A 13,608-nucleotide genomic window follows, 5' to 3' on the forward strand; every position below is an offset into this window, starting at 1 on the left:
GCGCTTGCGAGCGCGCATGCGCGAGGCCGCTTGGAGCGCTTGCGAGCGCGCATGCGCGAGGCCGCCTGTCGCTGTGCGGCTGCCGAGCACGGACGAGCAGGCGCTACGCTGCTCGGCGTGCTGCTTTCCGATCGTGACATCCGTGCGGAGATCGCCGCTGGGCGTCTCGGCGTCGAGCCGCTCCTGGAGAGCCTGATCCAACCGTCGAGTATCGACGTGCGGTTGGACGGGATGTTCCGGGTGTTCGACAACTCCCGCTACACCCACATCGATCCCGCGCAACGCCAGGACGAGCTGACCAGCCTGGTCGAGCCCGCCGCGGGCGAGCCGTTCGTGCTGCACCCCGGCGAGTTCGTGCTCGGCTCCACCCTCGAGGTGTGCACGCTGCCGGACGATCTGGCCGGTCGGCTGGAGGGCAAGTCGAGCCTCGGCAGGCTCGGCCTGCTGACGCACTCGACCGCGGGCTTCATCGATCCCGGCTTCAGCGGCCACATCACCCTCGAGCTCTCGAACGTGGCCAACCTGCCGATCACCCTGTGGCCGGGCATGAAGATCGGCCAGCTGTGCCTGCTCCGGCTGACCAGTCCGGCCGAGCACCCTTACGGCAGCGCCACCACCGGCTCGAAGTACCAGGGGCAGCGCGGTCCGACGCCGTCGAAGTCCTACCTGAACTTCCCGCTGCCCACCGAAGCGGTGGACGCCGCGAAATCGCGGTAGCGCTACGCACTGTCGAAAGTGACTGTCACTCGGTCACTTCCGCGACCGACGCGGACTCCGACACGGCCAGGGTGCGTGCCCGGCGAAAGTACCGACGCGTCGATCCCGGCACCCACAGCAGCGTGAGCACCGCCACCGACAGCGCCCAACCGCCGATCAGCGCCAGGTGCGCGCCAGCACTGGGGAACATCACCCATACGACGAACCGCCCGAGGAACTGGCCACCGAGAAAGAAGGTGATCAGGATCCGCGCCCAGTTCTTGCCGAGCAGCACCGGCCACACCAGGGCGGCGTAGAGCGGCGCGTGGATGAGATGGAAGACGGTGCCGACGTTCCAGCTGAACGGCGAGAACACCAGGACGAGTACATGGTTGATCGCGTGAATGGCGATGCCGAGGGCGGCAATCCGCACGGTGATCGGTGAAGCGGACATCGTGGACGTTCCTTCGCGGTCGAGGTGCGTGGAACGCTACGTTCGGCCGGCCGCCACGGTATTGGACGAATAGGACATGCTCAGCCGAGCAGGCGCCCCGGTGGTGCACCGGCGAAACGCTGGAAATCCCGGATCAGATGCGATTGGTCGTAGTAGCCGAAATCGCCGGCGAGACGGCTCATGTCGGACCGGGGTTCGCGCGTCAACGCGGTGAGCGCGGCGGAGAAGCGCAGCAGTGAACCGTAGTCTTTCGGCGGCAGCCCGACCTGTTCGGCGAATCGTCGCCGGAAATGTCTTGCGCTCCAGCCACTTTCCGCTACAAGAGTGGCGACGGGCAATATCCCTTTCGACCGCCGCAATTCCCGGACGGCATGCGTGATCGCGCGGTCTTCGTCCAACTCGCTGGCTCGCGTGCGGAAATGGTCGGCCACCAGGTCGAATCGTTCGGGCCAGGTGGGTGTTTCGGCGAGACGCTCGGCTAGTCGCCGCACCTGACGACCGTGAAACTCGGCGAGTTCGACTGCGCCATTACGCAATTCGTCCATCGGCACCCCGAGTAACCGCCGCGCGGTCAATGGATCGAGTTGCAGCTGAACACTGCGCATCCGCCCGACGTGCCCGGCCGTTCCCGCCCGATCGTGCAAACCGATGACCAGCGCGGTCGGGTCGAGGCTGCGTCCCTCGAAGGTCCCCTCCAACGCGAACACGATCTTGACCGTGCCGCCCGGAATCTTCCTGCGCCGCACCGGATTCGGCTCCAGCACGTCGAACCCGAAGCAGCGAACCACGTCGAGCCCGGCGAAGGCGGCGGCCGACGCGGGCACGACCTGGTGCGCGCGCACCTGATACGTCCCACGCAGGTCACTCAGCCGATCGCTGCCCATCCCGCAACAGTAAAGGCAGCTCAGCCGGACCGGACCGAGTCGAGATAGGCCCGCACCATCGTGGTGAATGCCGCCAACTGGGCACTGTCCTGTTCGGGTGTCGGGAACGCGGCGTCGGTGACGGCGCTCGCGTCGAAGTACTGCAGCGCAATCGATCCCACCGTGCGCAAGGCCTCGGGCGCAACCCCGGCCGCGACCGGCAGGGTGACCGCGTGCTCCACGATGGCCGCACGATATTCAGCGCGAGCAACGGCCATGTGCGCGGCCAACGCCGGATCGGTGCGCGCCGCGACGTTCAGTTCGATCCACACCGCGTTCGTCGGCACGCGCGCACTGTCGCGCAGCAGCTCGAGTATCGCGGCGAGGTCGGCACCGTCCGGCAGTTCGGCGACCGCGGCGATGAACCCGGCGGTCAGCCGCCGCCCCGCCTCCACGGCGGCGGCCACGATCAGGTCGAACAACGTGTCGAATCGACCGAACAGTCCACCGTGCGACACCCCGGCGCGCTGACAGATCTCCCGCACCGACATGCGGTGATAACCGATCTCGACGATGCACTGAATCGTCGCGTCGATCAGCTTGGCCTCGGTGCCCGCCCGGCGTTCGGCCTGCTGGCGCCGTGCTTGCGCGGTCATGTCGCGGGCCATCGAAAGCCCGGTCCGAGTCCGCCCCGTCGACTGCCAAAAAAGGGGCGGACTCGGCCCGGTCCGGCGCCGGACGGCAACGGGAACCGATCGCGGCGCGTGATCAGTCCCCGCCGCCCGCTCCCACCGCCAGCGCCGTCGTGATGATGACGGATAGCGGTGGCAGCGTGTCGCCGCGCCTCGGCGGGGATACCCAGAAGCACCCTTCCCGGGTCCACCGTCCGAGGCCAGTCGGCAACATCACGGCACTGCCGATGGCAGGAATGCCGATATCGAGACGATTGAGCACCTCCAATACCTGCGTTCCCGGCCTGCTGTCCGGCTCGGCCAGAAAGCTCCACCGGATCTGCCTGGCCAGCATGGGCCCCCTGGTCCCTTGCTGATCCAGTGCGGCGCGCACCTTTTCGGCACGAGCGGTAGGCAGGTGGACAACGCAAACGCGGCCGGTGATCGGCAGCATGACGAAGCCGCCACGCTCGGTCACCGGTAGCCCGAACTCGTGCCGATAGAACGCCACCCAATCGTCAACAGTCCTGAGTTTCTCCACATTCACGGCGAACTCCTTGCCTCCCGCCCTCAAGGGTCCCGGTCCGGCCCCGGATGCGGTATTGCCCGCACGCCCGCCTTCTGCTGCCTTTCCGCTGCCTCTGTCACCAGCCGCCGTTTCGGATTCTTCTGATACCAGGTCTGTTTCGTATATGGCCGAGCTCACAAACCCCTCGTACCCTGGGAAAGAGTTCGTTCGGAAGGGATGACATCGTGGTCCGGCAATGGTCAGGTAAAGAGGCCCGTGCCCTTCGCGATGCCAAGCGCATGAGCATCAGGCAGTTCGCGGCCCACCTCGGGGTACACGAACGCCTGGTGTCGAAGTGGGAGGCCGGCGGCGTCCGGGTCCATCCACGTCCGATCAATCAAGCCGCTCTCGATACCTCCCTGGCCAGGTCGGACGACGTTGTGCGGGCACGGTTTGCGGCGATGATCGATCAATCGATGGCCGACCGACCGACCCCGCCTGGAATCGATGCGCCCGCCGATGACTCGGCGCGCGTCCAATATTCGAGCGACGCGGACCTTTTGGCTCTCATAGACGCCGGTGCGATGAGAGGCGATGCGTTAGCAGCGATTTCGGAGAGGGATCTGATCATGGCGGCTGCCCATGAGGCCAGCGAGCACGCCGGCCAGGCGGAGAGCACGAATGTGGGTGCGACCACCTTGGAACAGCTCGATGCCGATGTCACACGCATCGCGAACGACTATGTGCATGTTCCCCCGGTGCCGATGATGGTCGAGATGCTGCGGGTGCGGCGCCGGGTGTACCGACTGCTAGAGGGCCATCAGCGACCCGTTGATACCAGCCACCTGTACCTGCTGGCCGGCACGTTGTCGGGTCTGCTGGCCAATGCGAGTACCGATCTCGGCTATTTCGACGCGGCGGGCGAACAGGCCAGGGCGGCGTGGGCCTATGCGGAACTGTGCGGGCACAACGGGTTACGCGCTTGGACCCGCGGCATGCACGCGCTCATCGAGTACAAGGCGGAGCGGCCGCGGCGCGGGGTGTTGCTCGCGCAAAGCGGTCAGCAGTACGCGGAGTCGGCGACGGCGAAGGTGCGGCTGTTCAATATCGAGGCGCGGATCTGGTCGCGGCTGGGCAGCCCGTCCGATACCGACCGCTGCATCCGGGCCGCCGACGACGCGCGTGAGGTGCCCGAGACCGACACGCTGCACGACGAGGTGGGCGGGGTGTTCGGGTTCAACGACGCGAAGGCCCAGTATTACGCGGGCGCGACCTATATCCATCTCGGTCAGGCCGAGCCCGCGCTGGCCGCCACCCAGCGCGCCATCGAGCTGTACGCGAGCGGGCCGTCGGAGCAGCGCTCCTATGGCGCCGAGTCGCTGGCCCGGGTCGACTGCGCGGCCGCGCACCTGATCAACGGCAGCCTCGACGGCGCCGCCGAGGCGCTGCGGCCGGTGCTCGGGCTCGCGGAGGACAAGCGCATCGCGCAGCTGGAGGAGCGGCTCACCGGGGTGCGCAGGCGGATCGCGGGTCCGGACTTCCGGGACGCGGTCGAGGCGCGTTTCCTGGACGAGCGAATCGAAGAATTCTGCGGCGCCACGGCCGCGAAAGGGATACCGCCTGGCAACCCCGCTTCCTGAGGTATATGAAATGTCGCGCGCACTACGGTAGGCCCAACAACGATCAGGCCGCCCCTGCCGGGGACGGCTCCCACTGAGGAAAACGAACTCGACGTGACGGAATAAGACAAACACCGAGCCGGCAGACAGGTTCGGAGCAAGTACACGCAGGTGGGCCATGGCACCATAGGACGGGTGAGCCCAAGTCATCTACCGCATCGCCCGCCGCGTGTTCTGGAGCAGTCCACGAAGCTGCAGAACGTCGTCTACGAGATTCGTGGACCGGTACACGCGCAGGCAGCACGGCTGGAGGCCGAGGGGCATCGGATCCTCAAGCTCAACATCGGCAACCCGGCCCCGTTCGGGTTCGAGGCTCCCGATGTGATCATGCGCGACATCATCGCGGCGCTGCCGTATGCCCAGGGCTACTCCGAATCCAAGGGCATCCTGTCGGCCCGGCGCGCGATCGTCACCCGCTACGAGCTGGTGCCCGGCTTCCCGGAGCTGGACGTGGACAGCGTCTATCTGGGCAACGGCGTCTCCGAGCTGATCACCATCACCATGCAGGCGCTGCTGGACAACGGCGACGAGGTGCTGATTCCCGCGCCGGACTATCCGCTGTGGACCGCGATGACCAGTTTGGCCGGCGGCACGCCGGTGCACTATCTGTGCGACGAGTCCAGCGGCTGGCAGCCCGACATCGCCGATATCGAATCGAAGATCACCGACAAAACCAAGGCGCTTTTGGTGATCAATCCGAATAATCCGACCGGCGCCGTATATTCTGCGGAAATTCTTCAGCAACTCGCCGATATTGCGCGCAAGCATCAGCTGCTGCTGCTCGCCGACGAGATCTACGACAAGATCCTCTACGACGACGCCAAGCACATTTCGCTGGCCTCGGTTGCGCCAGATCTGCTGTGCCTCACCTTCAATGGGCTGTCCAAGGCGTATCGGGTGGCCGGCTACCGCGCGGGCTGGCTCGCCATCACCGGCCCGAAGGAGCACGCGTCCGGCCTGCTGGAGGGCATCGATCTGCTCGCCTCGTCCAGGCTGTGCCCGAATGTGCCTGCGCAGCATGCGATTCAGGTCGCGCTCGGTGGGCATCAGAGCATCGAGGATCTGATCCTGCCCGGCGGGCGGCTGCTCGAGCAGCGCGACGTCGCGTGGGAGCGGCTGAACATGATTCCCGGCGTGTCGTGTGTGAAGCCGAAGGGCGCGCTGTACGCGTTCCCCCGGCTGGATCCGAATGTCCATGAGATCCATGACGATTCGAAGCTGATCCTGGACCTGCTGCTGCAGGAGAAGATCTTGATGGTGCAGGGCACCGGCTTCAACTGGCCGGAGCATGATCACCTGCGGATCGTCACGCTGCCGTGGGCCAGGGACCTCGCGGTGGCCATCGAGCGGTTCGGCAACTTTCTGTCGAGCTATCGCCAGTAGGTTGCGCGGACGCGGCGGGGCTGCCGAGTCGCCCCGCTTCTAGCTCTTAAACAGACCGAATGTACGGATATATGCGAAGTTTGGAGACTAGCTAGCGCATTAGAAGTACTTTTGTGTACAGTAGGACTCGGCACTTTCGAGTGCCCGGCCGGGTTGCCTACCCCCCTGGGTTAACCCGGTCTCGGGTTCGGCCGCCTACCCCCCTGGGCCGCCGACCTGTGGGCGGCGGAGACATCCCCCTGCTCTCCGCCGCCCCCTCCGAACCTTTCTCCCGGCCACCGCGCCGACTCCGGCTCGACCTTTCCGGTCGCCACGCCGCTTTTGAAAATGAAATCCTTTAAGCTCGGCTGCGGGCAGCCGACTCCGGCTGAACAGCCGTTCCTGCCCGCTGGGAACAACCCAGCGCAGACGACCGGACAGGGTAGGAGCCCCGCGCAGCCATGACCGAGCACCACCATCACCACGACCACTCCGGTCCGATCGCGATCGGTGACAACGCCGCCCGCGTCGTCGTCGGGTTGCTCACCGTCATCGGCGCCGTCGTGCTACTCGGCGCGGTCCTGCTATGGCCGAGCAATCAGCACATCGACATTCCGCTACCCATGCAGAACGCGGGCGGCGGCGCGGTGCAGACCGAGGCGGGCACGGTGGTCATGCAGGACATCGGGCCGTGCGGCAGCACGTCCAACGGCAAGGTGTTCGTGGAGAAGCCGGACGTGCCGCGCAACAGCCCCTACACCTGTCAGCGCAGCCTCGTCGACATCGAGTCCGGGCCGCACAAGGGCAACAAGACGCTGTTCGAAATCCCGCCTGGCCCAGGGCAACCCGATCTGCACGCGGGCGACAAGATCCGGATCGTGCGGCAGGCGGATCCGAGTGGCACGCCGATGTATTCGTTCGAGGATTACTCGCGTGGCATGCCGTTGCTGCTGATCGTCGCGGTGTTCGTTGTGGTAGTCGTGGTGGTGGCGCGCTGGCGCGGGCTGCGCGCACTGCTCGGGTTGGTGTTCGCCTTCGCGGTACTGGTGATGTTCTTGCTGCCCGCGCTGTTGGACGGCAAACCCGCGATCCCGGTCGCGCTGGTCGCGGGCGCGCTGATCCTCTATGCCGTGCTGTATCTCGCGCACGGCGTGAACCTGCGCACGAGCTCCGCGCTACTCGGCACGCTGACCTCGATGCTCGTCGCGGCGCTGCTGTCCTGGGCCGCCATCAAGATGACGCATCTCACCGGGCTGTCCGAGGAACAGAACACCAACGTCGCCACCTACATCGAGCACGTCAGCATCACCGGGCTGCTGCTGGCCGGGTTCATCATCGGCTCGCTCGGTGTGCTCAACGACGTCACCATCACGCAGGCGTCGGCCGCGTTCGAGTTGGCGGCGATCGACGAGTCGGCTACTCGGCGTGAGGTTTTCACGGCGGCCATGCGGGTTGGCCGTGATCACATCGCGAGCACGGTGTACACCCTGGTGCTCGCCTATGCCGGTGGTGCGCTGCCGCTGCTGATGCTGTTCAGTGTCGCAGGGCGATCCATTCGCGATGTGCTGACCGGTGACGCGGTGGCCATCGAGATCGCCCGTTCGTCCGTCGGCGGGATCGCGCTCGCGCTGTCGGTTCCGCTGACCACGGCTATCGCGGTGGTGCTTGCGAAACCGTTCGGCAGGCGGGAACACGTCGAGCCGCCGCGTCGGGCCCGGCACGCGCGCAACTGATTCCGCGCTCGATCATCGCCGCACGCATCTTGATCTCCCGCACAGCGAATCGCCTGCGATTTCGGGAGGTCAAAGGATGTGTGTAGCGGTGCGCCTTGTTGCCGCGCACTCCTTGTGGCCGAGCACACAGCTGACTTCTCGACCGTTCAGCTCGCGTTAACGCGAGTTGACTCGAACGATCAGCGCGGCGGAGGCGGCGGGAACGGGAACACCTCTGGCGGGATCGTCGGCACCACGATCGGCGGAAGGCCGGGCACGACAATGGTGTTCGGGCCTGGCGCGGGCGGCGGCGGATCGGTGGTGGTCTGGCGGCGCGGCGGGGGCGCGGCGACCGATTCCGCGGCCGACTCGGTCGGGGTGGCGGGCGCGACCGCGATCTGCGGGGCCAGGTTGGTGGTGCGCGGCGAGGTGGTCGTCGGCGCCGAGGGCGAGCCCTCGCTGTGCGAATCGCGTTGCAGCACCTGCGGGCCGTAGCCGAGGCCGAGGCCGATCGCGGCGACCACCGCGAGCGCGCTGACGGTCAGCACCGCGCCGCTGATCTCGCGCTTGCGGCGCTTGGGCGGAGCCGACAACCATGCGGGGGACAACTCGGGGTCAAGAGTCGCGGGGGCGGCCACGGGCTCCGGCAGCACCGGCCGGGCCAGCAGCGCCGCGCCGCGGGCGACCACCGTCTCCGGGCTCTCCGGCACGATCACCGGCACCCCCATCCAGCGCTCGAGCACCCTGGCCACCAGCGGAATCCGGGCGCAGCCGCCGATGGCGAGCACGCCGTGCACCGGCCGGTCGGAGCGGGTGATCACGTCGCGCGCCATCCGCGCCGACGATTCGACCGCCAGCATGATCAGCGACTCGAAGTTCTCCTGTGCCAGCAACACCAGGCCCTGCTCGCTGGGCAGCGCGACCGCGGTGTTCGTGGACAGTTGTTCCTTGGCCTCGCGACACAGTCCGTCCAGCGCGGCCAGACCGGCGGCGTCCGGCGGATGCGCGATCCGGCCCGAGGCGATCTGCTGTTCACGGATCAGCGAGTCGAGATAGTCGCCGCTGATATCGCTGGTGCGTTCGCTGTAGCGGACCTCGCGCGACTGGGTGTCGACCACGCTGACGGTGAGTCCGGAGCTGCCGAGGTCGTAGACGACCAGCGAGGAGATGCCCCGGATATCGCCGGTGGACTCGGCGAATTCGAGCGCGGCGACGACCTCGGGGACGAGTTCGTAGTTGGTGAGCTGCTGGCGCGCCATGGCCGCCCGCACCGCGCGCGCGTGCTGCTCGCTGCGGTACGCGATGGCCGTCGCGGTGATGCCCGGCGTGGTCTCCAGCGTGACGCCGATCGCCTCGGCGGCCAGTTCCTCCACCGTCTGCTCGGCGACCGGAATGGTCTGCAGATCGAACGAATGCGCCTCGACGTGTCCGTGGGGGTTCGCGGTGTGCGGACGCGCCATACGGACAGCGCCGGCCCCCACCGAAACTCCCAATACCGAACTCATCAGCTGCCCATCTCGTTCACACTTCACGACATGCGAGCCAGCGCGAAGGCCCGCTCCCCGGACCATACCGTCGACGAGCGTCTGTGCATACGGCAGGACTATTCGTCCGGCCGTAGACCCCGCCTTCGCGACGCAACTCTACGGTGTGCCGAGTCCCGCGTACACCCATCCCGCCGCTCGCCAGTTGGCACGATTGAGACAATTCCTCCCGTCGATGATCGACTTTGTCCGAACTACCCGATTCAGATCCTCCGGGCGCAGCGCCGTGAACTCGTCCCATTCGGTGAGCACCAACACAACGTCGGCTCGCTCACACGCCTCCGCCACCGAGGTCGCGTAGTTCAGCGTCGGGAACACCCGGCGTGAATTCTCCAGCGCCTTAGGGTCATACACCGTCACCACCGCGCCGTGCAGTTGGATCATTCCGGCGACATTCAGCGCGGGCGAATCGCGCACATCGTCGGATTCCGGTTTGAACGCCGCGCCGAGCACCGCGACATTCGCGCCGAGCAGCGAACCGCCGCAGGCGCGCGCCGCCATGTCCACCACCTTGGTGCGGCGGCGCATGTTGATGTTGTCGACCTCGCGCAGGAATGCCACCGCGTGGTCGGCGCCGAGTTCGCCGGAGCGCGCCATGAACGCCCGAATATCCTTCGGCAGACAACCGCCGCCGAAACCCAGTCCGGCATTGAGGAATCGGCGGCCGATGCGGGCGTCGTAGCCGAGCGCGTCGGCCAGCATGGTCACATCGGCGCCGGTCGCCTCGCAGACTTCCGATACTGCGTTGATAAACGAAATCTTAGTTGCCAGAAAGGCATTGGCCGACACTTTGACCAATTCGGCGGTGGCCAAATCGGTCAGCAGGAACGGCACCTCGTCGGCGATCAGGTCCGCGTAGATCTCGCGCACCAGGTCCTCCACCCAGCCCGCGGCGGCGCGAGCCCGATCCACCCCCAGCACAAGGCGATCCGGGCGCAGCGTGTCCTTCACCGCGAAGCCCTCGCGCAGGAACTCCGGGTTCCAGGCCACCTCGACGTCGGTCGAGGTGAGCTCGCGTGCCCTGATGCCGAGCGCCGTGGCCGTGCCGACCGGCACCGTCGACTTGCCGATGATCACCGACGGGCGCTCCAGCATCGGCGCCAGCGTGTCGACCACGGCGTGCACGTACTTCAGGTCGGCGGCGTACTCACCCTTTTTCTGCGGCGTGCCGACGCCGAGGAAATGCACGTCGGCGTGGGCGGCCGCCTCGGCGTAGGAGGTGGTGAATCGCAGCCTGCCGGTGTCGAGGTTGCGCCGGAGCACGTCCTCGAGACCCGGTTCGTAGAACGGCACCACACCATCGGACAGCTTCGCGACCTTGCCCGGGTCGACATCCACCCCGATGACGTCATGCCCGAGCTCGGCCATGCACGCTGCGTGCGTGGCCCCGAGGTACCCGGTTCCGAAGACTGTGCATCGCATGATCGATTGATAAGCCCTGCCGGTGGCCGCACCACGTCACCGAGGCAAGGGTCACGGCAACGGTAGGTGTACATGTGGCGACATATATCGGGCTGGACGCCCTGACCTGCGATGACGCCGCTAGCATCGATCGGATGCGACGTCGCCGATGGGTCTGGACCGGGCTGGTCCTCGCCGTTGTCGTCGCCGTGGTCGTGACCGCCCTGTGGCCCGTCTACGTCCGCCCGCGCACCGACACCCCCGTCCCCGCCGACGCCATCCTCGTGCTCGGTGGAGCCCACGACGGCCGCGAACAACTAGCCCTCCGCCTCGCCCACGAGGGCCTGGCCCCGCGCGTCCTCGTCTCCAACCCCTACGAGCACAGCGCCATGATCAACCGAATCTGCCACGGCGGCTACAGCTTCGAGGTGGTGTGCTTCGACCCCGCACCCCGCACCACCCGAGGCGAAGGCCGCGAACTAGCCCGCCTGGCCACCGCCAACGGCTGGCACCGCATCATCGTCGTCACCTTCACCCCCCACATCTCCCGAGCCCGCTACATCCTCGGAAAGTGTTGGCCCGGTGAACTTCTCTTCGTCGACCCGGAACCGCGGCTATCCGTGGCCCGCTGGACCTACGACTATTTCTATCAATCCGCCGGCTACATCAAGGCCGCCTTCGAGGGCTGCTAGCCGCTCACATCGAGGTCGTGCAGATTGGGTCTCTCGAAGGACCATTTGGGTAAATAACCGCCGCTGCTGGGCCTGAGCGCCGCGGCCGCCGCACTTTGTCGGGTAAACGACGGACATCGCTCGTGGGTGGTTCGGCAGTAGGTTTGCCTTCTCGTTTTCTACCCGGGGAGCAGGAACGGCATGACGTCGTACAGGCCGGAACATTCGAATATCTATGGGACGCAGCGAGAGTGCTTGGTCGCATGGAGCAGGCAGACATCGGCGCGGGGGTTGGTGATCGCGGGTATTTGCGTGTTGGTCGTGGTCGCCGTCGGCGGGTGTGGGGTCGACGGCAACAAGGGCAAGGCGGTGGTTGTCTCTGCGACCACATCGATTGCGGCACCGCCGAGTTCCACCGTTGTCGCGTCGCCTGCCGTCGTTATCCCCAAAACGACTGCTCGGCAGGAGGTTCCGGCAGCTCCGGCGCCGGTGCAATCGCCGCCGACTGCGGCGGCTCTGATGCCGAACGTGGTGTGCATGAATCTGCAGGCCGCGCAGAATAAGATCCAGGAAGGGGGAGTCTGGTATTCGAGGTCGACCGATGCGACCGGAAAGGGGCGCATGCAGGTGCTCGACGCGAATTGGATCGTTGTTGCCCAGACGCCCGCGGCTGGCGTCCCGATCGGCGAGGGAGACGCCGTGCTGTCAGTAGTCAAGATCGGCGAACGCAACCCCTGCTAGCTGCTCCATCTAGTGACTGCTACCTAGGCGGCGTACCTCGACGTTCTGTGTCGGTTGGCGAGCGAGGAAATGTAAGGAATCGAAGCCACGCTGGCGGAACTCTCGGGGGACCAGTAGCCATGATCGATGGGTGGGATCTGAAAGCTGCTGGGCCAGTGTTCGAATCCGGCTTCGATCGCTGCCTGCCATTCGAGTCGCCTCGGCGCGCGGCGTAGTGAGGGCGCAGACGAGTACTGCCGCGTCATCGAGATGTCGGTCCCGATCTCGTGGATCTTCGCGGTAGGCAGCACCTTTGAGTATCAATGCGCCGAGAACGTCGGGAATACTCAGCGTGACAGTGACGCCGGGGCTGATCTCCAGCTCGCAATTGGCTGTTTTGCGGAGCGCCGACGTCCCCGCCGGTACCTGGAAGACCGGGCGTCCTGCGACCGCTGGGCAGTGACTCGGCGCCAAGTGGTCGGCCACCATGGCATCGACCTGGTCGGATCCACGGATGAAACGGTGTACTGGCGCTCGACGACGACTCGGAATCTGCAACTCGTATCCGAGTGTCGCCAACGCGCGCCGAGCTCGATCGAAAGTTGTTGCGCCCGTTTCGATATGCAGACATGTCGACATCGACGGTCGCGCGTATCGCTGGGAGTCCGGCTCGGAGAATTGAGCCATCGTGGGCGATGGTGCCTATCGCCAACGATGGCTCAATTCTCCGAGCAGGGCTGCCAGATCCCGCAACCCTGCCGCGTGGTCTCTGGTATCCAGCGATTCGGCCAGGTCCAGGGCGATAGCCGCGCGTGGCGTCTGTCCGTCGGCAAATGCATCCTCGGTGGCGACCGTTCGGAGTATGACGTTGCCTGTCACATCTGCGGACAGGTCGAAGCCATCGATGATGGGGCCGAGCGCGTCGGGCGGAATGTAGCCGTCGAGTCGGTCGGCGGCTCTGGTCAAACCTAGCTGTGCGAGGTCGGCCTCGGTGAGGGCGGATGTTCCCGACCGCACGATGTGGGCGGAGAGTTCATCGAGTGCGGATGGGTGACAGCGGAAGTACTGGACCTGTGCACGGCGACTCGTGAGGTAGGCGAGGTCCTCGGCTTCCGTCTTTCGAAGGCGGTGCGTGAGGCGCACACGCTCGGGCGGGGTAATCCAGGCTACGTCCGAGCCCGAAAGGATCGTCAGCGTCGCCCATGCGATGCGCTCGGTCCACGGCCGACCGCGGCGGCGACGCTGCTGGGCCAACCGACGCACCGACTCGGCGTCGAGCACCAGTGTCCGTCCGACTCGTCGCGCGCCCTGGATTCGGCCTTCCGCT

At 66.4% G+C, this 13,608-nt stretch carries 13 protein-coding genes; 6 read left to right on the plus strand and 7 right to left on the minus strand.

Annotated features, from left to right (window positions below):
* The first annotated feature begins 117 nt into the window (after positions 1-117).
* Entirely contained in the window at positions 118-717 is a 600-nt protein-coding gene (dcd, locus tag ACIBK2_RS28200; RefSeq protein ID WP_379284134.1) for a dCTP deaminase, read from the plus strand.
* A gap of 25 nt (positions 718-742) precedes the next feature.
* Here the strand turns inward: dcd and ACIBK2_RS28205 are convergent, their stop codons facing one another.
* From ACIBK2_RS28205 to ACIBK2_RS28220, 4 genes are all read right to left on the minus strand, one after another.
* The gene (locus ACIBK2_RS28205; RefSeq protein WP_396971355.1) at positions 743-1,150 is read right to left on the minus strand and encodes a hypothetical protein; all 408 of its coding nucleotides are present in this window, start codon (positions 1,148-1,150) and stop codon (positions 743-745) included.
* Between the two features lie 80 nt (positions 1,151-1,230).
* Complete coding sequence (locus ACIBK2_RS28210; protein WP_396971357.1) at positions 1,231-2,034, minus strand: helix-turn-helix domain-containing protein; 804 nt, start codon at positions 2,032-2,034, stop codon at positions 1,231-1,233.
* 20 nt (positions 2,035-2,054) lie between these two features.
* Positions 2,055-2,669 carry a TetR/AcrR family transcriptional regulator gene (locus ACIBK2_RS28215; RefSeq protein WP_396971359.1) on the minus strand — a complete coding sequence of 205 codons (615 nt, stop codon included), beginning with the start codon at positions 2,667-2,669 and terminating at the stop codon, positions 2,055-2,057.
* A gap of 112 nt (positions 2,670-2,781) precedes the next feature.
* A complete protein-coding gene (locus ACIBK2_RS28220) occupies positions 2,782-3,231 on the minus strand; it encodes a hypothetical protein (protein ID WP_357384834.1) in 450 nt (149 codons plus the stop codon).
* Between the two features lie 590 nt (positions 3,232-3,821).
* Between ACIBK2_RS28220 and ACIBK2_RS28225 the strand changes: the two genes are divergently transcribed.
* From ACIBK2_RS28225 to ACIBK2_RS28235, 3 genes are all read left to right on the plus strand, one after another.
* On the plus strand, positions 3,822-4,832 hold the full coding sequence (locus tag ACIBK2_RS28225) for an XRE family transcriptional regulator (RefSeq protein ID WP_396971361.1): 1,011 nt from the start codon (positions 3,822-3,824) through the stop codon (positions 4,830-4,832).
* Positions 4,833-4,997: 165 nt separating this feature from the next.
* A complete protein-coding gene (locus ACIBK2_RS28230) occupies positions 4,998-6,254 on the plus strand; it encodes a pyridoxal phosphate-dependent aminotransferase (protein WP_396971517.1) in 1,257 nt (418 codons plus the stop codon).
* Positions 6,255-6,694: 440 nt separating this feature from the next.
* Complete coding sequence (locus tag ACIBK2_RS28235) at positions 6,695-7,966, plus strand: YibE/F family protein (protein WP_396971363.1); 1,272 nt, start codon at positions 6,695-6,697, stop codon at positions 7,964-7,966.
* Between the two features lie 179 nt (positions 7,967-8,145).
* On the opposite strand, the gene ACIBK2_RS28240 is transcribed toward ACIBK2_RS28235, so the two are convergent.
* Positions 8,146-9,450 carry an Hsp70 family protein gene (locus tag ACIBK2_RS28240; RefSeq protein ID WP_396971365.1) on the minus strand — a complete coding sequence of 435 codons (1,305 nt, stop codon included), beginning with the start codon at positions 9,448-9,450 and terminating at the stop codon, positions 8,146-8,148.
* A 138-nt stretch (positions 9,451-9,588) separates the two neighbouring features.
* Positions 9,589-10,911, minus strand: a complete 1,323-nt coding sequence (locus tag ACIBK2_RS28245) for a UDP-glucose dehydrogenase family protein (protein WP_396971367.1) — start codon at positions 10,909-10,911, stop codon at positions 9,589-9,591.
* A 134-nt stretch (positions 10,912-11,045) separates the two neighbouring features.
* Here ACIBK2_RS28245 and ACIBK2_RS28250 point away from each other — a divergent pair, with 134 nt between their 5' ends.
* Both ACIBK2_RS28250 and ACIBK2_RS28255 read left to right on the plus strand, forming a co-directional pair.
* Positions 11,046-11,582: a YdcF family protein gene (locus tag ACIBK2_RS28250; protein WP_396971368.1), complete on the plus strand. Its 537-nt coding sequence runs from the start codon at positions 11,046-11,048 to the stop codon at positions 11,580-11,582.
* A 270-nt stretch (positions 11,583-11,852) separates the two neighbouring features.
* Positions 11,853-12,302, plus strand: coding sequence for a hypothetical protein (locus ACIBK2_RS28255; RefSeq protein ID WP_396971369.1), 450 nt, complete (start codon positions 11,853-11,855; stop codon positions 12,300-12,302).
* Positions 12,303-12,983: 681 nt separating this feature from the next.
* Here ACIBK2_RS28255 and ACIBK2_RS28260 read toward each other — a convergent pair.
* Complete coding sequence (locus ACIBK2_RS28260; protein WP_396971371.1) at positions 12,984-13,562, minus strand: hypothetical protein; 579 nt, start codon at positions 13,560-13,562, stop codon at positions 12,984-12,986.
* Positions 13,563-13,608 lie beyond the last annotated feature (46 nt).

This window comes from Nocardia sp. NPDC050175, from assembly GCF_044459885.1.
GTDB lineage: Bacteria > Actinomycetota > Actinomycetes > Mycobacteriales > Mycobacteriaceae > Nocardia.

What these genes read in the sequence shown, in the direction of transcription:
- ACIBK2_RS28225 (WP_396971361.1), top strand. Translation starts at nt 3,822, where the DNA reads ATGGCGGCTGCCCATGAGGCCAGCGAGCACGCCGGCCAGGCGGAGAGC.
- ACIBK2_RS28240 (WP_396971365.1), bottom strand. Translation starts at nt 9,450, where the DNA reads ATGAGTTCGGTATTGGGAGTTTCGGTGGGGGCCGGCGCTGTCCGTATG.
- ACIBK2_RS28250 (WP_396971368.1), top strand. Translation starts at nt 11,046, where the DNA reads ATGCGACGTCGCCGATGGGTCTGGACCGGGCTGGTCCTCGCCGTTGTC.
- ACIBK2_RS28245 (WP_396971367.1), bottom strand. Translation starts at nt 10,911, where the DNA reads ATGCGATGCACAGTCTTCGGAACCGGGTACCTCGGGGCCACGCACGCA.
- ACIBK2_RS28205 (WP_396971355.1), bottom strand. Translation starts at nt 1,150, where the DNA reads ATGTCCGCTTCACCGATCACCGTGCGGATTGCCGCCCTCGGCATCGCC.
- ACIBK2_RS28210 (WP_396971357.1), bottom strand. Translation starts at nt 2,034, where the DNA reads ATGGGCAGCGATCGGCTGAGTGACCTGCGTGGGACGTATCAGGTGCGC.
- ACIBK2_RS28235 (WP_396971363.1), top strand. Translation starts at nt 6,695, where the DNA reads ATGACCGAGCACCACCATCACCACGACCACTCCGGTCCGATCGCGATC.
- ACIBK2_RS28215 (WP_396971359.1), bottom strand. Translation starts at nt 2,669, where the DNA reads ATGACCGCGCAAGCACGGCGCCAGCAGGCCGAACGCCGGGCGGGCACC.